General features: G+C 59.3%; 13 protein-coding genes. 2 read left to right on the plus strand and 11 right to left on the minus strand.

Going from position 1 to position 19,849, the window contains the following annotated elements:
- Positions 1-36 precede the first annotated feature (36 nt).
- From ACM6G4_RS18965 to ACM6G4_RS19015, 11 genes are all read right to left on the minus strand, one after another.
- On the minus strand, positions 37-2,574 hold the full coding sequence (locus ACM6G4_RS18965; RefSeq protein ID WP_414914337.1) for a PAS domain-containing protein: 2,538 nt from the start codon (positions 2,572-2,574) through the stop codon (positions 37-39).
- 123 nt (positions 2,575-2,697) lie between these two features.
- Positions 2,698-4,653 carry an acetoacetate--CoA ligase gene (locus tag ACM6G4_RS18970; protein ID WP_414914338.1) on the minus strand — a complete coding sequence of 652 codons (1,956 nt, stop codon included), beginning with the start codon at positions 4,651-4,653 and terminating at the stop codon, positions 2,698-2,700.
- Positions 4,654-4,841: 188 nt separating this feature from the next.
- The gene (locus ACM6G4_RS18975; RefSeq protein ID WP_056724432.1) at positions 4,842-5,615 is read right to left on the minus strand and encodes a 3-hydroxybutyrate dehydrogenase; all 774 of its coding nucleotides are present in this window, start codon (positions 5,613-5,615) and stop codon (positions 4,842-4,844) included.
- A 7-nt stretch (positions 5,616-5,622) separates the two neighbouring features.
- A complete protein-coding gene (locus ACM6G4_RS18980; RefSeq protein ID WP_007974692.1) occupies positions 5,623-7,014 on the minus strand; it encodes a GntP family permease in 1,392 nt (463 codons plus the stop codon).
- A gap of 285 nt (positions 7,015-7,299) precedes the next feature.
- A complete protein-coding gene (locus ACM6G4_RS18985; protein WP_414914339.1) occupies positions 7,300-8,715 on the minus strand; it encodes a sigma-54 interaction domain-containing protein in 1,416 nt (471 codons plus the stop codon).
- A 160-nt stretch (positions 8,716-8,875) separates the two neighbouring features.
- Positions 8,876-10,453 (minus strand): ABC transporter ATP-binding protein, encoded by a 1,578-nt coding sequence (locus ACM6G4_RS18990; protein WP_414914340.1) that lies wholly within the window; start codon positions 10,451-10,453, stop codon positions 8,876-8,878.
- Between the two features lie 14 nt (positions 10,454-10,467).
- Positions 10,468-11,490 carry an ABC transporter permease gene (locus tag ACM6G4_RS18995; protein ID WP_056724439.1) on the minus strand — a complete coding sequence of 341 codons (1,023 nt, stop codon included), beginning with the start codon at positions 11,488-11,490 and terminating at the stop codon, positions 10,468-10,470.
- On the minus strand, positions 11,490-12,551 hold the full coding sequence (locus tag ACM6G4_RS19000; protein WP_056724441.1) for a microcin C ABC transporter permease YejB: 1,062 nt from the start codon (positions 12,549-12,551) through the stop codon (positions 11,490-11,492). The genes ACM6G4_RS18995 and ACM6G4_RS19000 overlap by 1 nt, the downstream gene beginning before the upstream one ends.
- On the minus strand, positions 12,551-14,419 hold the full coding sequence (locus ACM6G4_RS19005; protein ID WP_414914341.1) for an extracellular solute-binding protein: 1,869 nt from the start codon (positions 14,417-14,419) through the stop codon (positions 12,551-12,553). The genes ACM6G4_RS19000 and ACM6G4_RS19005 overlap by 1 nt, the downstream gene beginning before the upstream one ends.
- Before the next feature lie 134 nt (positions 14,420-14,553).
- Positions 14,554-14,835 (minus strand): peptidylprolyl isomerase, encoded by a 282-nt coding sequence (locus tag ACM6G4_RS19010; RefSeq protein ID WP_008051985.1) that lies wholly within the window; start codon positions 14,833-14,835, stop codon positions 14,554-14,556.
- A gap of 107 nt (positions 14,836-14,942) precedes the next feature.
- Complete coding sequence (locus tag ACM6G4_RS19015; RefSeq protein WP_414914342.1) at positions 14,943-15,824, minus strand: esterase/lipase family protein; 882 nt, start codon at positions 15,822-15,824, stop codon at positions 14,943-14,945.
- Positions 15,825-16,159: 335 nt separating this feature from the next.
- Between ACM6G4_RS19015 and ACM6G4_RS19020 the strand changes: the two genes are divergently transcribed.
- On the plus strand, positions 16,160-17,224 hold the full coding sequence (locus ACM6G4_RS19020) for a hypothetical protein (protein WP_414914343.1): 1,065 nt from the start codon (positions 16,160-16,162) through the stop codon (positions 17,222-17,224).
- A gap of 811 nt (positions 17,225-18,035) precedes the next feature.
- Entirely contained in the window at positions 18,036-19,721 is a 1,686-nt protein-coding gene (locus ACM6G4_RS19025; protein WP_414914344.1) for a colicin-like pore-forming protein, read from the plus strand.
- Positions 19,722-19,849 lie beyond the last annotated feature (128 nt).

The raw sequence follows: 19,849 nt of genomic DNA on the forward strand, positions 1-19,849 counted from the left end.
GTGGGTGGCAGCGGGGGCGCGCGATTATGCCTCAACTCAGTCCGGTTGACTGATCATCGTGCGAATCTTGTTGGCCAGCAGGTCGATGGAAAACGGCTTGGCCACCATGTCCATGCCTTCTTCGAGGAAACCCTGGCGCTCGGCGGCGATCTCGGCGTAACCGGTCATGAACAGCACTTTCAGTTCAGGACGATGCTGGCGGGCGATTTCCGCCAGTTGGCGGCCGTTCATGCCCGGTAAGCCAACGTCGGTCACCAGCAGGTCCACCCGCTGGTCCGACTCCAGCAGCGGCAGGGCGCCCTTGGCATCTTCGGCTTCATGGGCGCGGTAACCGAGCTCCTTGAGCAGGTCCAGCACCAGCATGCGCACCGCCGCATCGTCCTCGACCAGCATCACGGTTTCGCCGGCAATCGCCGCCGGTGCCTCGCTGATGACAGGCGACAAAACCTGTTCCGGTTCGGTTGAATGCAGGCGCGGCAGGTACAAGCGCACGCTGGTGCCCCGTCCGGGGAGGCTGAACAGGTTGACGTGGCCCCCCGTTTGCTGGGCAAAACCGTAAATCATCGACAAGCCCAGACCGGTGCCCTGGCCGATGGGCTTGGTGGTGAAGAACGGGTCGAATGCCTTGGCCAGCACCGAGGGCGTCATGCCGGTGCCGTTGTCGCTGACGGCAATCATCACGTAGTCGCCGGCCTTGACCGGTTCCAGGGTCGTGATGTCGCTGCCGTCGAGGTACACATTGGCGGTTTCAATCTGCAACTGGCCGCCATCGGGCATGGCGTCCCGGGCATTGATCACCAGGTTGAGCAGGGCGTTTTCCAGCTGGCTGACATCGGTGCTGACCCGCCAGATGTTCTCGGCCAGTTGCAGGTTGAGCTCGATGTTGTCGCCCTTGGTACGACTGAACAAGTCTACGAGCGAGTGAATCAAGTCGTTGGGGTTCAGCGGCTTGCGGTTGAGCGACTGACGTCGGGAAAACGCCAGCAGGCGATGGGTGAGGGCGGCGGCACGGTTGGCCGAGGACACGGCCGCTTCGGTGAATCGGCCGATCTCGCTGGTGCGGCCGTCGGCAATGTAGCGTTGCATAAGGTCGAGGCTGCCGATGATGCCGGTGAGCATGTTGTTGAAGTCATGGGCGATGCCGCCGGTAAGCTGGCCGACCGCTTCCATTTTCTGCGCATGGCGCAAGGCCTCTTCGGCACGCTCGCGCTCGAACATCTCGCTCTGCAAACGCTCGTTGGCCTCGGCCAATTGGCGGGTGCGGGCGGCAACCCGTTCTTCAAGGGTTTCGTTGAGGTTGCGCAGGGCTTCTTCGGTCTTTTTGCGTTCGGTTTCGTCGATCACGAAGATGTAGAAACCGTTCACCGCGCCATCCGCGCCGTGGCGTGGCAGGTAATTCATCAAGGCCTGGCGGATGCTGCCGTCGCGGTGCGGCGTGCTGATGCTGAAGCAGCAAGGCCGGCCGGACAGTGCCTCAGTGATGTACGGGGCGCGCAGTGCATAGGCTTGTTCGCCAATCACTTCAAGAATGGTCCGCCCGTAAAGCTCTTGCGGCGTCAGCCCATACCAGTCCAGGTACGCCGCATTGTTCAGGCGAAAGCGTTCTTCACGGTCGACGTAGCTGATCAGGATCGGCATGGCGTTGATGATCAGTTGCAGCTCGGTCTGGCTCTGGCGCAGGGCCTGTTCGGTGTGTTTGCGCTCGGTCAGGTCCAGCGCCGCGCCGAGGAAACGCATCGGCCGGCCATGGTGATCCTTGTAGCAGCGTCCGCGGGCGAATACCCAGCGCATCTGGCCGTCGGTTTGCAGCAGGCGATATTCCTCGGCGTATTCGCTGCCTTGGGTGATGCAATGCTTGATGCTGCGGGCGATCAGGGCACGGTCTTCGGGGTGTACGCCGTGCAGGTACTGACTGATCGGCAACTGACTGGCCATGGCCGGGTCGATGCCGTGCAACTGGGCAAAATGCGCATCGGCGATGAAACGGTCCTCGCTGATGTCCCAGTCCCAGGTGCCGACCGCATCGGTGGCGGCAAGGGCCAGTTGCAGGCGTTCCTCGGTTTCACGCTGGGCCTTGAGGCTGGCCGCCGAGCGCTGTTCGAGTTCGAGGGCGATGCGCCGGCGTTCGTTGGTTTCAATGGCGGTGACCAGGATCCCGGCCACTTCGGCACTTTCGTCGCGGATCGGGCTGTAGGTCAGGTCGAGCCAGAAGTCCGACTCCCGGTCCCCGCGTTGCAGGGTAAAGCGCTGCTCACTGTAGGTTCGCACCTGACCTTGCAAGACGGCGTTGTAGATCGGGTCGGTAAAGTCTTGCAACTCTGGCCAGATCAGGTGCGTCGGTTGTCCGAAAGCGTGTGGATGCTTGCTCCCGGCGAGCAGGGCGAAGCCGTCATTGTAGATCTGCGTCAGTTGCGGGCCCCATAGCAACAGCATCGGCATCGGTGAGTGAATGACGATGTCCACGGCGGTTCGCAGGCTTTGTGGCCAAGTGCTGGCAGCGCCCAGCGGGCTGCTGGCCCAGTCGATTCGGGCGATCAAGGCCTGGGCATCGCTGGCGGTTGGTGTTGCGTTCATCAAAGAGTCCTGCACGTGAGTCGCTTTGGCTGACGTCTATTCTTGCACAGGTGGTTGAAACTGGAGGATTCGTCGGCGCGAGTGGTTCAGAGACACCGATTCCACAGGGATTTGCGTGGTGCTTCAAGATTTGAGTTCGGGCCGGTCACGAAATTGCTCCAGCGCTTCGGGATTGGCCAGTGCATCAGTGTTCTTCACCTTCTGCCCATGCACCACATTGCGCACCGCCAACTCAACGACCTTGCCGCTGATGGTCCGGGGAATGTCCGTCACGGCAACAATTTTCGCCGGTACATGGCGCGGCGTGGTGTTGGCGCGAATCGTCTCGCGGATCTGCTGTCGCAGGGCTTCGTCCAGCTCGAGCCCGTCGCGCAAGCGTACGAACAGCACCACTCGCACGTCGTCCTGCCACTGCTGACCGATGGCCACGCTGTCGAGTACCTGGGGGACTTTCTCCACCTGACGATAGATTTCCGCCGTGCCGATGCGTACGCCACCGGGGTTGAGCACGGCATCGGAGCGACCGTGGATCATCATCCCGCCATGGGGCAATTGTTCGGCGTAATCCCCCTGGGCCCAGACGCCGGGGAACAGGCTGAAATAGGATTGGTGCAGTTTCTCGCCATCGGGGTCGTTCCACAGGCCAATGGGCATCGCCGGGAAATGCCGGGTGCAGACCAGTTCGCCCTTTTCACCAATCACCGGGTGGCCTTCGTCGTTCCACACTTCGACGGCCATGCCCAGGCTCTTGCCCATGATTTCGCCGCGGCGCACGGGCGACATCGGGTTGCCATTGACGAAGCACGAGACGATGTCGGTGCCGCCGGACATCGAGGCCAGGCACACATCAGCCTTAAAGTCCCGATAGACGTAGTCGTAACTCTGCGGCGACAGCGCCGAGCCGGTGCAGAGCAATGTCTTGAGGCTGCCCAGGTCATGACTTTCCCGGGGCTTGATACCGCTGCTTTCCAGGGTCGCGAGGTATTTGGGGCTGGTGCCGAAGACGCTGATGCATTCGTCGTCGATCAGGTCGATCAGGCGTTGCGGTTCGGGCTGGAACGGTGAGCCGTCGTACAGCACCACGGAGCTGCCTGTCGCCAGCGCCGACACTAGCCAGTTCCACATCATCCAGCCGCAGGTGGTGTAGTAGAACAGCCGTTCACCGGGGCCGAGATCGCCATGCAGACCGTGTTCCTTGACGTGTTGCAGCAACACGCCGCCGGTGCTGTGGATGATGCATTTGGGTACACCGGTGGTGCCGCTGGAGTAGAGGATGTACAGCGGATGGGCGAAAGGCACCGGGACGAAATCCGGTTCGCCGCCGGAGGTGTAGAAGTCGTCCCACAGCGTCACGTTGGCCTGGGTATGGAATTGTTCGATGTGTGCGTGTGGACGTGCGTAAGGCACGACGATCAGCTGTTGCAGCGACGGCAGGCGCTGGAGGATTTCGTTGACCTTGGCGGTCTGGTCGATCTCTTTGCCGGCATAGCGGTAGCCGGCGCAGGTCACCAGCACTTTCGGTTCGATCTGGCCGAAACGGTCAACCACCCCTTGGGTGCCGAAGTCCGGCGAAGAGCAGGACCAGACGGCGCCAAGGCTGGTGGTGGCGAGCATGGCCACCAGGGTCTGCCAGGTGTTGGGCATGCAGGCGGCGACCCGGTCGCCCACAACGACGCCGGAGGCGATCAAGCCATTCTGGAAGCCGGCGACCTGTTCGGCCAGTTCAGCCCAGGTCAAATGTTCACGCTGACCGTTTTCGCCGACGGCTATCACGGCAATCGCATCATCGCGACGCTGCAGCAGGTGTTCGGCAAAGTTCAGCGTTGCGCCGGGGAACCACTGGGCGCTGGGCATCCGCGGGCCTTCGAGCAGCACGGCGTCGGGTTGCTCGTGGAAGCGGATGTCGAAGAAGTCGACGATGGCCTGCCAGAAGTCCGGCCGTTGATCGATGGACCATTGGTGCAGGGTCGGGTAGTCGTCGATCTTGAGGTGATGCCGCTGATTGATGAAGCGCCGAAAGGCCTCCATGCGGGTCTTGCCAATGCGTTTGGCGTCGGGTTGCCAGAGGATGTCGGACATGGTTTGCCTCTTCTTTTTTAATGCCTTCGCACAGGTTGATGTGGAGCAGGCTCTTGTGGCGAGGGAGCTTGCTCCCGCTCGGCTGCGTAGCAGACGCAATCCAGGCAACCGGTTTTGCATGTGAGACTCATGGGGCGGCTTCGCCACCCAGCGGGAGCAAGCTCCCTCGCCACAAAAGCAAACGGTTGTTACTGCGCCAACCACCCACCATCAACATTCCACGCCGCGCCGCGTACCTGGCTGCCGGCTTCGCTGCACAAAAACAACACCAGTTCACCCAGTTGCGGCGGTGTCACGAACTCCAGCGATGGCTGCTTTTCAGCCAGCAGATCATGCTGCGCCTGCTGCGGATCAACCCCGCTGGCGGCACGATCATCAATCTGCTTTTGCACCAGTGGCGTCAATACCCAGCCTGGGCAGATCGCGTTGCAGGTGACCTGGGTGGTCGCGGTCTCCAGCGCGACCACTTTGGTCAGGCCGATCACCCCGTGCTTGGCGGCGACGTAAGCTGACTTGCCCACCGAACCGACCAGGCCATGCACCGAGGCAATGTTGATCACCCGACCCCAGCCCTTGGCGCGCATGCCCGGCAGGCTCAAGCGGGTGCTGTGGAACACCGACGACAGGTTGATGGCAATGATCGAATCCCAGCGCTCCACCGGGAACTCATCCACCGCTGCCACGTGTTGAATGCCTGCGTTGTTGACCAGAATGTCGACGCCGCCAAACTCACGTTCGGCGTAGGTGATCATGTCGGCAATTTGTGCCGGATCGCTGACATCGGCGGGGTGATGGCCGACCTTGCCGCCGAACTGTTGCACCTGGGCGATCACTTGGGAGGCATCGCCAAAGCCGTTGAGGATCAGGTTGGCCCCGGCCTTGGCCAGGCTGAGGGCGATCCCCAGGCCGATGCCGCTGGTGGAGCCGGTGACCAGTGCGGTCTTGCCCGAAAGAGTCGTCATGAATACCTCACACAATGCCAGTGGCGTAGAAAGTGCCGATCACCACGAAAACCGCCAGGGTCTTGATCAGCGTAATACAGAAAATGTCTTTGTAAGCCTCGCGGTGGGTCAGCCCGGTGACCGCCAGCAGGGTGATCACCGCGCCGTTGTGCGGCAAGGTGTCCATGCCGCCACTGGCCATCGCGGCAACCCGGTGCAGCACTTCCAGCGGAATGTTCGCCGCATGGGCGGCGCTGATGAACTGTTCGGACATCGCCGCCAGCGCGATGCTCATGCCGCCCGAGGCGGAACCGGTGATGCCGGCCAGCAGGGTCACGGTAATCGCTTCGTTGACCAGTGGGTTGGGAATGCTCTTGAGCCAGTCGGCCAGCACCAGAAAGCCCGGCAAGGATGCGATCACGGCACCGAAACCATATTCCGAGGCGGTGTTCATCGCCGCCAGCAATGCTCCGCTGACCGCACTTTTACTGCCCTCGGCGAGTTTGCTGCGAATCGCCTGGAAGCCAAACACCAGCACCATGAGGATGCCGACCAGCAAGGCTGCCTGTACCGCCCAGATCGCCGTGAGCTTGGCGATTTCCGTGGTCACCGGCGCGGCCATGCCCGGTAGCGCCAGGCTGTGGGTCTTGCCGTACACCTGGGGAATCCAGTGGGTGAACAACAGGTTCATGATGCCCACCGCCAGCAGTGGCGAGAGCGCCAGCCACGGGTTGGGCAGCTTGAGGTCGGCGGCGGTTTCCGGCTCGTTGCGCAGGTCCGAACCATAGCCTTCACCGGCACGCTGCGCCTTGTTGCGCTGGCGCTGGAGAAACAGCATGCCGGCGCAGAACACGAAGATCGTGCCGATCACACCTAGCCACGGCGCCGCCCAGGCGGTGGTGTTGAAGAAGGTGCTGGGGATGATGTTCTGGATTTGTGGCGTACCGGGCAGGGCGTCCATGGTGAACGAGAAGGCGCCCAGGGCAATGGTCGCCGGGATCAGTCGCTTGGGGATGTTGCTCTGGCGGAACATTTCAGCGGCAAACGGGTAGACCGCGAACACCACCACAAACAACGATACGCCGCCGTAGGTCAGCAGGGCACAGACCAGCACGATCACCAGCATCGCCTGACGGGTGCCGAGCAAGCGAATGGCCGCCGCGACGATGGAGCGCGAGAAACCGGACAGTTCGATCAGCTTGCCGAACACCGCACCGAGCAGGAACACCGGGAAATACAGTTTGATGAAGCCGACCATTTTTTCCATGAACACCCCGGTGAAAGCGGGGGCGACGGCAGACGGGTCAGTCAGCAGGACAGCGCCGAGGGCGGCAATCGGGGCAAAGAGGATAACGCTGTAGCCACGGTAGGCAGCCAGCATCAGCAGCGCGAGGGCTGCCAAGGCAATGATCACACTCATGGTGTGTCTCCTGGGTTGTTATTTTTGTTGGGTGAAGCCTGGTAGGAGAGGCGTATAGCGAGTTTTGTGCCAGATAGTTAAGTTGTTGAAATATAAGGATATATTTTCAGGTTGGCGGGCTTGTCGAGTAGATTTGTCTCTGTTCTGAGACTTGCATTGGCAGTGCTGGCCTCTTCGCGGGCAAGCCCGCTCCCACAGTTGACCGAGTTGATCAGTAGAGCGTCGTCTCCTGTGGGAGCGGGCTTGCTCGCGAAGGACTATCTAACAATGGAGATTAATGTCTCTTTATTGAGACTCCACGATCCCCAGCGCCACCATCTTTTTGTACAACGTCGACCGCCCAAGGCCCAATCGTGCTGCTGCATCAACCACCTTGCCCCCGCATTGCGCGAGGGTGGACTCAATCAGTTGCCGGTCAAATCGCTCTCGCGCCGCACTGAACGTCTCATGGGCGATCGGTTCGATGGTCAAGGGCGCCACGCGTTCCACCGGCGTGAACGTACCAATCGCCGCGCGGATATCTGCTGTCGTCAGGCGCAAGTCATCACTGAGCAACGCGGCCCGCTCCAGCACGTTGCGCAGCTCGCGGATGTTCCCCGGCCAGGCGTGTTGGCCCAACAGTTCCAGGGCTTCATGGTGAAGTTCATGCTGGCTGCGCAGTTCTTCGAGAATCGCTTCACTGAGCGCCGGCACGTCATCGAGGCGATCACGCAGGGGCGGAACCTGGATCGGCAGCACGTTGAGCCGGTAGTACAAGTCGGCGCGGAATTCGCCGCGTTTGATCGCGGCCTCAAGGTCCGTTGAGGTCGCGGCGATCACCCGCACATCGCTCTGGATCACTTCGTTGGAGCCCACCGGCTCGAATTCCTTTTCCTGCAACACCCGCAGCAGTTTGCTTTGCAGGGGCAGCGGCATGTCGCCGATTTCGTCGAGGAACAGCGTGCCGCCCTGGGCGATCTGCAATTTTCCGGCGCGGCCCTTGCGGTCGGCACCGGTAAACGCGCCCGGAGCGGTACCGAAGAATTCGGCCTCCAGCAGCGATTCGGGAATTGCCGCGCTGTTGATACTGACAAACGCCTTGTGCGCGCGGGGCGAAGCATTGTGGATCGCCTGGGCCAGCAGTTCCTTGCCGGTGCCGGTTTCGCCGAGCAGCAATACCGGCGATTCGGTGCTTGCACTGCGTCGGGCACGGCGTTTGACTTCGAGGCTGGCGGCGCTGGTGCCGATGAAGTGGGCGAAGTTGTATTTGGTCTGCCGCGCCCGCAGCAGCGAGCGGGTGGAGGCCAGTTCTTCCTGCATGTTCATGTAGCGCTTGAGCATTGGCGACAGGCTGCGCAGCTCGTCGAACAGGGCGAATCCGATGGCACCGATCACCACGCCGACATCGTCGTGAATCGGCAGGCGCATGACCACCAGCGGCTCTTTGGGGGTGTCTTGCATGTCCAGCAGAATCGGCCGGCCGGTGCGCACCACCTCACGCAGCAGGCTGCCGGGGATCACGCTTTCACAGGGCTTGCCGATCGCGACTTCGGCCGATTGCAGGCCGAAGCGCCGGGCGTAGCGCTCATTCATCCAGACGATGTTGGCATCGCGGTCGACAATCACCGTGCCCTCACTCGATTGCTCGATGATTTCGAACAACGAACGGATCGCCAGCAGGCGAACGCGCTGGTAGTCCTTGAGGCTTTCGGTGGTGTTCATCGGTATTGATCCTGATTGTGTTTTGCCTGTGCCGGCCTCTTCGCGAGCAAGCCCGCTCCCACAGGGGATTTGTGAACGACACAGATCGACTGTGGGAGCAGGCTTGCTCCGGGCGGCGTTCCGACGAAGGCCGCGCCTCGGTCCAACTTCATGCGACGGATTATGCCTGCCCCAACAGCGCCGCCGCCAACAGCTCCTTGGTGTACGGATGCTGCGGTGAGTCAAACACCTCATGGCTGGCGCCGCGTTCCACCACTTTGCCGTCCTTGATCACGATCATGTCGTGGGCCAGGGCGCGCACCACAGCCAGGTCATGGCTGATGAACAGATAGGTCAGCCCGTATTTTTCCTGAAGCTGACGGAGCAGGGCGACCACTTGTTTTTGCACCGTGCGGTCCAGCGCCGAGGTCGGTTCGTCGAGCAGGATCAACGCCGGCTTGAGCACCAGCGCCCGGGCGATGGCGATGCGTTGACGCTGGCCACCGGAGAACTCGTGGGGATAACGATGGCGACTTTGCGGGTCAAGACCGACTTCGTTCAGCGCCCGGATCACTTCGGCGTTGCATTCTTCTGTGCTCAACTGGCTGTGCACTTCCAGGCCCTCGCTGATGATCTGCGCGACCGACATTCGCGGGCTGAGGCTACCAAAGGGGTCCTGGAACACCACCTGCATCTTCTTGCGCCATGGCCGTAGCTGTTTTTGCGTCAGGCCATCCAGCGCCTGGCCCTGAAAGCGGATACCGCCTTCGGAGTCGAGCAAACGCAGGATCGCCTGGCCCAGGGTGGACTTGCCCGAACCGGATTCGCCGACGATGCCCAGGGTCTTGCCGCGCTGAATATTCAGGCTGATGCCATCGACGGCCCGCAGCCAGGTTTTGCGCTGGAACAGGCCACCACCGACGGCAAACCGCACCTGCAGGTTGTCCACCTCCAGTACGTTTTCGCGCTCGTCCCGGGGCAAGGCTTCGCCCTCGGGTTCGGCGTGCAGCAATACGCAGCTGTAAGGGTGCTTCGGCTCAGTGAAAAGGACTTCGCAAGGCGCCTGCTCGACGATTTCCCCGGCCTTCATTACGCACACGCGCTGGGCGATGCTGCGCACCAGATTGAGGTCATGACTGATCAGCAGCAGCGACATGCCCAGCCGCTGTTGCAGGGACTTGAGCAGCAGCAGGATCTTGCGTTGCACCGTCACATCCAGCGCGGTGGTCGGTTCATCGGCAATCAGCAGTTCCGGCTCGCACGCCAGGGCCATGGCGATCATCACCCGCTGGCGCTGCCCGCCGGACAATTGATGGGGATAGGCCTTGAGGCGCTCCTCGGGTTTCTGGATGCCTACCAGGTGCAGCAATTCGAGGATCCGCGCTTGCGCCGCCTTGCCCGCCAGGCCTTTGTGCACCAGCAAGGTTTCACCGATCTGTTTTTCGATGCTGTGCAGCGGGTTGAGGGAGGTCATCGGCTCCTGGAAGATCATCGCGATGCGATTGCCGCGCAGTTGTCGCAACTTGCCGGCATCGGCACCCACCAGTTCCTGGCCGCGATAGCGGATGCTGCCCGTCGTCTCGGACTCGGTTTGCGGCAGCAGTTGCAGGATCGAGTGGGCCGTCACCGACTTGCCCGAACCCGATTCGCCCACCAGCGCCAGGCATTCGCCGGGGCGGATGTCCAGGCACAGATTGCGCACCACGGTCTGGCCGCTGAAGGCCACGTTGAGGTCACGGATTTCGATCAGGTTGGTCATCTCTACATTCCGAATCAAGATCGAGGATCAAAAGCGTCGCGCAAGGCTTCGCCAATGAACACCAGTAAAGAAAGAATCAGCGCCAGGGTGAAGAACGCCGTCAGCCCCAGCCACGGAGCTTGCAGGTTCTGCTTGCCCTGGCCGATCAGTTCGCCCAGGGAAGCGCTGCCGGCAGGCATGCCGAAGCCGAGGAAGTCCAGCGCCGTCAGGGTGGAAATCGCCCCGGTGAGAATGAACGGCAAGTAGCTCAAGGTCGCGTTCATGGCGTTGGGCAGAATGTGCCGCACGATGACCTTGCGGTCGGTCAGGCCCAGCGCGCGCGCGGCCTTGACGTATTCCAGGTTGCGCCCGCGCAGGAACTCGGCGCGCACCACGTCCACCAGGGCCAGCCATGAAAACAGCGCCATGATCCCCAGCAGCCACCAGAAATTCGGCTCGACGAAGCCCGACAGGATGATCAGCAGGTACAGCACCGGCAACCCGGACCACACCTCCAGCAGACGCTGGCCGAGCAAGTCCACCCAGCCGCCGTAATAGCCTTGCAGGGCCCCGGCGGCAATGCCGATCAGGGCACTGACAAAGGTCAGCATCAAGGCAAACAGGATCGACACCCGGGCCCCGAAGATCACCCGGGCCAGAACGTCCCGCGCCTGGTCGTCGGTGCCCAGCCAATTGACGCTGGAGGGCGGGCTGGGGGCAGGTGTGTTCAGGTCGTAGTTGGGCGTGTCGTCACTGAACGGAATCGGTGGAAACAGCAACCAGCCGCCATCCTTCTTGATCAGTTTCTGCACGTAGTCGCTGCGGTAGTCGGCCTGGAACGGCAGCTGCCCACCGAACGCCTGTTCGGTGTGGCGCTTGAAGACCGGGAAGTACCATTGGCCCTGATAGCTGACCACCAGCGGTTTGTCGTTGGCGATCAGTTCGCCGCCCAGGGTCATCAGGAACAGACCGATAAACAGCCAGAGCGACCACCAGCCCCGACGGTTTTTCTTGAAACGCTCGAAGCGACGACGGGCCAGCGGTGAAAGCTTGAGCATCAGGCGTTCCTCGCGGCGAAGTCGATACGCGGGTCGACCAGGGTGTAGCAGAGGTCGCCGACCAGTTTTATCAGAAGGCCGAACAGGGTGAAGATGAACAGCGAGCCGAACACCACCGGATAGTCCCGCGATACCGCCGCTTCGTAGCTCATGCGGCCCAGGCCGTCGAGAGAGAAGATCACCTCGATCAGCAGGGAACCGGCAAAAAACACACTGATGAACGCCTGGGGAATGCCCGACACCACCAGCAGCATGGCGTTGCGGAACACGTGCCCGTAGAGCACCCGTCGTTCACTCAAGCCCTTGGCCCGGGCAGTGACCACGTACTGGCGGGTGATTTCATTGAGGAACGAGTTCTTGGTCAGGATGGTCAGTGTGGCGAAGCCGCCGATCACCAGCGAGGTTACCGGCAACACCAGGTGCCAGAAGTAGTCGGCCACCTTGCCAAGGGTCGACAGTGATTCGAAGTTGTCCGAGACCAGCCCGCGAACCGGAAACCAGTTCAGCGAAGTGCCGCCGGCAAAGACCACGATCAGGAACATCGCAAACAGGAACGCCGGCATGGCATAGCCGATGATGATCGCGGTACTGCTCCAGATGTCGAAATGGCTGCCATGGTGCACGGCCTTGCGGATGCCCAGGGGAATCGACACCAGGTAGGTGATCAGCGTCGCCCAGAGCCCGAGGGAGATGGTCACGGGCATTTTTTCGAGGATCAGGTCGGTGACGGTGGCGCCACGGAAGAAGCTCTTGCCGAAGTCCAGGCGCGCATAGCTGGTGAGCATCAGCCAGAGGCGTTCGTGTGCCGGCTTGTCGAAGCCGTACTGTTTTTCAATGTCCTTGATCAACTGCGGATCGAGCCCTCGGCTGGACCGGGACTTGCCGCTCATGGCTTCGCCGGAACTGCCACCAACCGCGGCGCCACCAATGCCTTGCAGGTGCGCAATGGCCTGTTCGACCGGCCCGCCTGGCGCGGCCTGGACGATGACAAAGTTGACCAGGAGAATGATCACCAGCGTCGGAATGATCAGCAGCAGGCGCCGCAATATGTAAGCCCACATCAGTGCGGCCCTCCGGGTTTGCCACGGCTGATACGCTCGGCCGTCATCTGTTGGTTGGTCAATGGCGTGGTGCTCATCTCCCACCAGCTTTCGATGGCTTCGTCATTGCTCGCTTGCTCGTTCGGGATACCAAAGCGGTTCCACCACACTGTCGAGGTACCCGGCGGGTAATAGTTGGGAATCCAGTAGTAATTCCATTGCAGTACCCGGTCCAGGGCATGGGCGTAGTGCAGCATGCCGGCCTGGGTATTGGCGCGGATCAGCCCGGTGATCAGGGTGTCCACCGCCGGGTTCTTCAATACCATGTAGTTGTTGGAGCCAGGGTCGGTGGCCGCCGCCGAACCGAAGTAATTGACCAGTTCGCCCCCCGGAGAGGTGGTGACCGGGTAGCCGGTGACGATCATGTCGTAGTCGCGGCTCATCAGGCGATTGACATACTGGGACGAGTCGATGCGGCGGATGTTCAGGTCGATGCCGATCTGTTTCAACGTGCGTTTATAGGGCAGCAGCAGGCGGTCCATGCCGTTCTGGCTGACCAGGAATGTGAAGGTCAGCGGCTCGCCGTCGGCATTGACCAATTGGTCGCCATCGGGTTTCCAGCCGGCCTCTTCGAGCAAGTCCAGGGCTTGCAACTGCTTGTCGCGAATCACGCCGCTGCCGTCGGTCTTCGGCGCTTCGAACACCTGCGTGAAGACTTCGTCGGGAATCTGCCCGCGCAGCGGTTCGAGAATCGCCAGTTCACCGGCATCCGGCAGTTGCCGGGCGGCGAGGTCGGTATTGGAAAAAAAGCTCTGCTGGCGGATGTACATGTCGCGCATCATCTGCCGGTTGCTCCACTCGAAGTCCCACAGCATCACCAGCGCCTGGCGCACGCGACGGTCCTGGAACATGGGCTTTTGCAGGTTGAACACAAAACCCTGGGCCGGCTGCGGCGCCTCGGTGGCGAGGTGGGCCTTTTGCAGGCGACCGTCGCTCAGGGCCGGGCTGTCGTAGCCGATGGAATAGCCGGTGGCGGAAAATTCGCGATTGTAGTCATAGGCGCCTCCGCGCAGGACCTGGCGCGCCACGTCGGTATCGCCGAAGTACTCGATGCTGAAATGATCGAAGTTGTACAGGCCGCGACTGACCGGCAGGTCCTTGCCCCACCAGTCGGGATTGCGCTCGAAGGTGATGCTGCGTCCCGAATCGATCTTGCCGACTTTATAGGGGCCGCTGCCCAACGGCGCTTCATAACCACCGCCACCTGCGAAATCGCGGCTCTTCCACCAGTGTTCGGGAAACACCGGCAAGGTCGCGATGTCCAGGGGCAGGGTGCGGTTTTCGTTGTTCTTGAAATCAAAGCGCACAGTCAGTGGCGATTCCACCTCGACGCCTTTGACGTCGGCGAACTGGGTGCGGTAGCGCAGGCTGCCCTGGGTCATCAGCAGGTCGAAGGTGTAGCGTACGTCTTGGGCAGTAATGGGTTTGCCATCGGCAAAACGCGCCTTGGGGTTGAGGTAAAAGCGCAGGGACAGGCCGTCCTCGGAGCGCTCCATCTTCTCGGCCACCAGGCCGTACACGGTGTAAGGCTCGTCCAGGGAGCGCTGGGCCAGCGGTGAATAGAGCAAACCGTCGACCTGTGTAACGCCGATGCCTTTGTCGATGTAGGGCAAGACATGGTCGAACTGACCGATTTCGATCGCCGAACGCCGCATCGTACCGCCCTTGGGGGCCTGCGGGTTGGTGTAGGCGAAATGACTGAAGCCGGTGGGGTATTTGGCCGGTTCGCCGTACACGGTCATTGCCTGTTGCGGTGCCGCATTCACACCCGAGACCCCCATCAGCAGGGCCACGGCCGTGAACAGCAAGGTAGGGAAAACCAGTCGCATTGTCAGCCTTAGAGCCGGGTAGTCGTTAACGACAATTTGTACGCTAGCGGCGCGTCCCTCGCCAGCCGTATTGCGCATCACAAACACAACGGCCCACCAATAGGCGGGCCGTCGTGTGAATACTCAGGCGTCGATCAGTCCTGACGGCTGGTCACTTCCAGCAGGTGGAAACCGAACTGGGTCTTGACCGGGCCCTGGACCACGTTGAGTGGTGCGCTGAAGACCACGGTGTCGAATTCCTTGACCATCTGGCCCGGCCCGAACGAACCCAGGTCACCGCCTTGGCGGCTGGATGGGCAGGTGGAGTTTGCCTTGGCAACTTCGGCGAAATCGGCGCCAGCCTCAATTTGGGCCTTGAGTTCGTTGCACTTGGCTTCGGAGGCAACAAGGATGTGACGGGCAGTGGCTTTAGCCATGGGAAAATACTCCTTTCAATACTCGATAAAGTGCTGAGCCTACCGGATTCAGTGAGCGATTTCTCCTCAAAGTTCCGTTCCACGGGGGATCCACGGCAGGTGGGTGCTCAAAGGCCGGCGTCCCGCAAGCGCCTGGCATGCTGGACATACAGATCAATCGGGTCGACACCCCTACGCAGTTGCCCGGTCGGTTGGCCAATGGAGTCCAGGTGATCCAGCGCATAGTCGGACCGGATAACCGTGCCCAGATGGGAGCTGAAGCGACCGACCAAACCGTCGTTCTGTTCGCTTTCCGTGACGAAATAACCGGAAAGGGCCCGGCAAAAGGCATTGAGCGGATCGAGCGCATAGCGCCCTTGTTCGAGAACATTCGCTGGCAGCACGCCGCTCCACGAGTAGTAACGAACACCGTTGACCTGTTCGCACCCCTTGCCACCCCAGGTGGTGGGCAGCCCTTGCGGGTATTTGTCGTTGAATGCGCCTACGCCTTCGGTGGTCAGCGCATTGAGGGCGGCAATGGCGTTTCGCGGTTGATACTGATTGTCGCTCAAGGTCGCGAGGAAGTCGGCGAACAGAGTCACCACCGTCTCGGCCACATGTTCCGGCAGGCATCCCGGTGTCAATGCCTTGCGCAGGAAGTCGGCCAGTTCCGAACCATGGTTCGGCCCGCTGACGGAGGTGACCGACGCCACGCTGTGTGGCGCAATCGCTGCGGCATAACGTGCGGCCAGTGCGCCCTGGCTATGGCCTATGAGGTTGACTTTGCGCGCACCGGTTCCTTCCATTACCCGCTCGATCTGTGCGAGCAATTGGTCTCCGCGTACCTCGTTGTCATGGATGGCCGACAAGTGGGGAACGAACACCCTGACTCCGGCGTTCCTCAGTGCCTGCCTGATGTCGTGAAAGAGCTCGAACTTGCCGATTTTTTCGAAGCCGAAAAGCCCGTGGACCAGCAGTATTGGGTAACGAGTGCTTGCATTCCTTTGCATGTTCATACCTTTACGCAGAAGTTCATTGGGACTGCATGGCGCTTCACTCTAAAACACTCGAGGTTGGCGCGATGTATGAAAAGTCCGCCGAAACTAGAGGAAAACGGAATAGAACAAGTGCGAATGCTCAAGAGCAGTTGAAGCCTTAGTCGGAATAGATCGAGGACTTTTCGCGGCAATCAGGTTGCTGCTGATCAAAGACCTACTTTGCATGTATCGATTTTCCGAGCAGGTCGGAGTGAGAGGCCGACATCACGACTGTTCGGCATGAGGTTAAATAGCCGTACGGAGCCGGCCACCTGTCCGGTGTTTATTCCAGGGAATGGAGCGAATGAATGACTGTTTATGAACCCGACACCTTGAATCTCGCCCAGCAACCATTGCCACCGCCGATCCTTGAGCAGGCGCAAAACGGCGTTCTCAATCCCTGTGAAAAAAAAGCCGTCATCAGGGTCCGGCCTTATCCAGGCATGACCTGCGGCGACAAATTGCTATTGAATTGGGCGGGGCTGGATGCCGATGGCCTTGCCTGCAATCACCAGGTGGCGCGTTTTGTCAGTGACGACCGGGTCGGCGAGGACATTATCTTTGCCGTGGGTAGCATGCATATCGAGGCGCTTGAGGGTGGTTCACTGGAAATCGGTTACTCACTCACCAGTACCCGATTGGCCGAGCCCGTGCATTCCCGTCGATTGCAGCTCAGTGTCGGTGATGTGCAGTGCGACCTGTTACCCGCGACGGTGAGCGATGCGGTGGGGAGAACGCTTGATCCGGATCGGGTGAAGGAAGGGGCGATCGTTACGATCAAACCCTATGCGCGCATGGCGGCGGGCGACTGGGTGTTGCTGACCTGGGCGGGTGTTTCGGTTGAAGCAAGTTTCAGTGATGCACTCAAGGTCGAGGCTTTCGCTGTGGGGGAGGAACTGTCGTTTTGGGTCAGTCCGGAGTGCATTGCGCTCAACCTGGGCTCCTCGGTGTCCGTCGACTATTGCGTCAAGCAGGCGGGGCAGGGGCCTCGTTATTCTGAAGTAACGGCACTGATGATTGGCATCCTGGAGCGGCGGCCGCTGCGAGCACCCACTGTGCTGGAAGCCAACGAGGGTTGGGTGGATCTGCAAGATGCGCAGGATGGCGTGTCTGTCGTCATCGAAAACCCCAAGGCTGAAAAAGGAGAACGGATTTGCCTGACATGCGACGGGGAGAAATTCAATCACTGTGACGACCGCGTAATAACCAGGGACATCGCGGGTGAGCCATTGGTGTTTATCGTTCCCTACCCGTTCTGGAGGGAACATCGAGATACTGCGATCCGTGTTTCCTGTTCAGTCGAGCGCCTTGACGGCACCCGTCAGCAATCGGGGGTGACACTGGTTCAGGTGCAGTCCCTGATGGGACATTGATTGCCATTTGCCCTCCAGTCTTTCCATGAAGGCTGGAGGGCGCACGGAGGATGGTGATTATCGGGCGTTGTTCGACGCTCGCAGTCGGTCTGCGGCTTCAAGTAACAGTTGTTCTGTGCCTCAAATACATCCTTGAACACGGCTTGCAATCGACCATGATTCGAGTCGGATCCCGAGTCTGGTCAGGTCGCTTTTTGCCTGGGCGACCGCGTGGTCAGTGTTCCGTGGCGATGTCCTATGAGGTTGACTTTGCGTGCACCAGTTCTTTCCAGTACCCGCTCGATCTGCGTAAGCAATTGATCATCAAGTACTTCGTTGTCATAAGTGGCTGATACGCAGGGAACGGACACCCTTGCTCCGGCGCTCCTCCGCGTCTACCTGGTGTCGTCAAAGACCTCGAACTTGCCGATTCATTCGACGCCGAAAAGTCGTGGGCCAGCAGTATTGAATACCAGGTGTTTGCATTCCTTTGCATATCGCACATCTTCGCAAACATTCGTGTGAGTGGTATTACGCCTAACTCTAAAGCCATTGACGGAAATGGGGTATACGAAAGTTTCATGAGTATTGAAGAAGACGGAAATCAGTAGGTACATTCGAATTTATGGACGGTCTTCGCCGAAATATCTCGACGTAATTCGTTTGGTAGAAAGTTGTAAAGCGCTAATTCCTACCACATCAATATCAATATTCCCTGTAGCACTTAGTGCTCTCCTGACATCACAAGATTTTTTTATGACGTTCAATAGGCCTCGTTCGATGTCGATTGTTGGATGGCGAACTTTCAATGGATTGATGGAGGAAGTTACACATGGCAGATGATGGATTTGTTCGAGGCGAAACTTACTACATTAAACCTACGCACATTGTTGCTGGGCGTCAGCAAACCTTCGGTCCTGGTGGTGGCGGTGGTTACAGCGGAAATAATGGTGGATGGGGGTTGCAGGACGGGCCACGTAGAGGGGAGGGAGGTCCAAGTGGAATTCGGGATATCGCGTTGCCAAACGTTATGGCCGAGTTTATGAACGAACAAGTCTACAGTCAGCAGCAGATTGATAATGAATACAATGCACGATTCAATACACTCATCACCGATACCGCGCGTGAATTGGAGGAAAGAAAAGTCGCTGCAAAAAGCGCTCAAGTTTTAGCACCCTCAGAATCTGCTGCCGTAGACCAACAGGTCACCCTGGAATTTATTGACTCAAAAAAGAAGCAATACATATCCATTGCGCCAAATATCTACGGCCTTTATGGTCAGAGTCCATTCTTTATGATGGGGGTGCTGCCGCGTCAGAAAATGCGTGAATTTCTGAACTCCGGTAGCGCCGACTCCCAAGCTCTCATGAGCCTGTATTCCATGTTTGACAACGTCTATAAATCTGCATTGGAGCTCAAAGCGCTTTCGCTCTCGGTGGATATTCTGGCTGGCAAACTTGCCGAGCTGGCTAACAGCAGAAGCCAAGCGGAGTCGGTTGTTCCTCTAGATGGCGCCGCATGGTTCGCTGTGCAGAATCAGCGACTTAGCATTATTGGTTTGGAACTGGATATTCACGCTCAGCAACTTCCCGAGTTTCTTCAAACAGAGCTCGTTGCTGCGGCAGGTTCCCTGACTGGCATGACCCAAACTCAAGTATTGTTACATTACAAGGCGACGCTAGAGCGTATGGCTTCGACCAAAATGGCAGAGATCAGACCTGTCGTTGCACCGCCTCCATTCAAAAGAGGTGGTGTAACCATCAATTTCACAGCGGCGAACCCGAAGATCAGTTCGCCATTGAGCAAGCCTGAATTAGAGGCTCTCAATGAGTTGGTTTATCTGCAAACCCACACCCCGATTGGGACAAAGTGGCTCAGCTACCACGACGCCTTGTTGAAGGCCGAATCTGCAAGACACCTGACTTCAACTTCAAGCGCCTTGGGCGGCTTGGCCGAGCGGTCGAATGAAGCTGAACAGATCCAGAGTGCAATCAAGTTTACCATGGATTTTTATAAGGAGGTGAGTGAGCGATTTGGTGTAAGAGCCGAGGCGCTGGCGAAAGAACTTTCGAAAAATGCCAAAGGGAAGACGATTCGTAATGCTGGTGAGGCAATAAAGGCTTTTGATCAGTATAAGAATGTTTTGAGCAAGAAGTTTGGAGTCAAGGACCGGGAAGCGATTGCTCGGGCTCTTGACGCTCTAGATAAAGATGTGATGTCTAAAAACCTGACGGCATTCGGTAAAGGTCTGAAGGCTATTGGTAACATCACTGATCTTTTCAGCTTGCTCGCTGAAGCGAAAACATCATCTAGGAGTGGTGATTGGGTGCCATTTTTTGTAAAAGTTGAGTCTTTAGTTGTGGGTAAGGGTGCAACCACTCTGGTAGCGTTCATGTTTGGCCTGACGGCCGCGACACCCTTGACTATTCTGGGATTTGCATTGCTAACGGCTGTGATGGGGGCATTGATTGATGATGCACTGGTGGGCAAGATCAACGACTACGTGATAAATCTCTGATGTGTAAAGGGGGTGGCAGCTTTCACCCCCTTTTTAATATCATGAATATCAAGTAAGTGCTGCCCAGTGGGATGGCGAAGACGAGGCAAAAAAATATAAAAAGTGCATTTATTCCTGTAGAGTCTCCC

This window comes from Pseudomonas sp. IT-P258 (assembly GCF_949767825.1).
Taxonomy (GTDB): Bacteria; Pseudomonadota; Gammaproteobacteria; order Pseudomonadales; family Pseudomonadaceae; genus Aquipseudomonas; species Aquipseudomonas monachiensis.

Excerpts from the sequence above, each read along its gene's own strand:
- ACM6G4_RS18965 (WP_414914337.1), bottom strand. The coding sequence starts at position 2,574 with ATGAACGCAACACCAACCGCCAGCGATGCCCAGGCCTTGATCGCCCGA.
- ACM6G4_RS18970 (WP_414914338.1), bottom strand. The coding sequence starts at position 4,653 with ATGTCCGACATCCTCTGGCAACCCGACGCCAAACGCATTGGCAAGACC.
- ACM6G4_RS18975 (WP_056724432.1), bottom strand. The coding sequence starts at position 5,615 with ATGACGACTCTTTCGGGCAAGACCGCACTGGTCACCGGCTCCACCAGC.
- ACM6G4_RS18980 (WP_007974692.1), bottom strand. The coding sequence starts at position 7,014 with ATGAGTGTGATCATTGCCTTGGCAGCCCTCGCGCTGCTGATGCTGGCT.
- ACM6G4_RS18985 (WP_414914339.1), bottom strand. The coding sequence starts at position 8,715 with ATGAACACCACCGAAAGCCTCAAGGACTACCAGCGCGTTCGCCTGCTG.
- ACM6G4_RS18990 (WP_414914340.1), bottom strand. The coding sequence starts at position 10,453 with ATGACCAACCTGATCGAAATCCGTGACCTCAACGTGGCCTTCAGCGGC.
- ACM6G4_RS18995 (WP_056724439.1), bottom strand. The coding sequence starts at position 11,490 with ATGCTCAAGCTTTCACCGCTGGCCCGTCGTCGCTTCGAGCGTTTCAAG.
- ACM6G4_RS19000 (WP_056724441.1), bottom strand. The coding sequence starts at position 12,551 with ATGTGGGCTTACATATTGCGGCGCCTGCTGCTGATCATTCCGACGCTG.
- ACM6G4_RS19005 (WP_414914341.1), bottom strand. The coding sequence starts at position 14,419 with ATGCGACTGGTTTTCCCTACCTTGCTGTTCACGGCCGTGGCCCTGCTG.
- ACM6G4_RS19010 (WP_008051985.1), bottom strand. The coding sequence starts at position 14,835 with ATGGCTAAAGCCACTGCCCGTCACATCCTTGTTGCCTCCGAAGCCAAG.
- ACM6G4_RS19015 (WP_414914342.1), bottom strand. The coding sequence starts at position 15,824 with ATGCAAAGGAATGCAAGCACTCGTTACCCAATACTGCTGGTCCACGGG.
- ACM6G4_RS19020 (WP_414914343.1), top strand. The coding sequence starts at position 16,160 with ATGACTGTTTATGAACCCGACACCTTGAATCTCGCCCAGCAACCATTG.
- ACM6G4_RS19025 (WP_414914344.1), top strand. The coding sequence starts at position 18,036 with ATGGCAGATGATGGATTTGTTCGAGGCGAAACTTACTACATTAAACCT.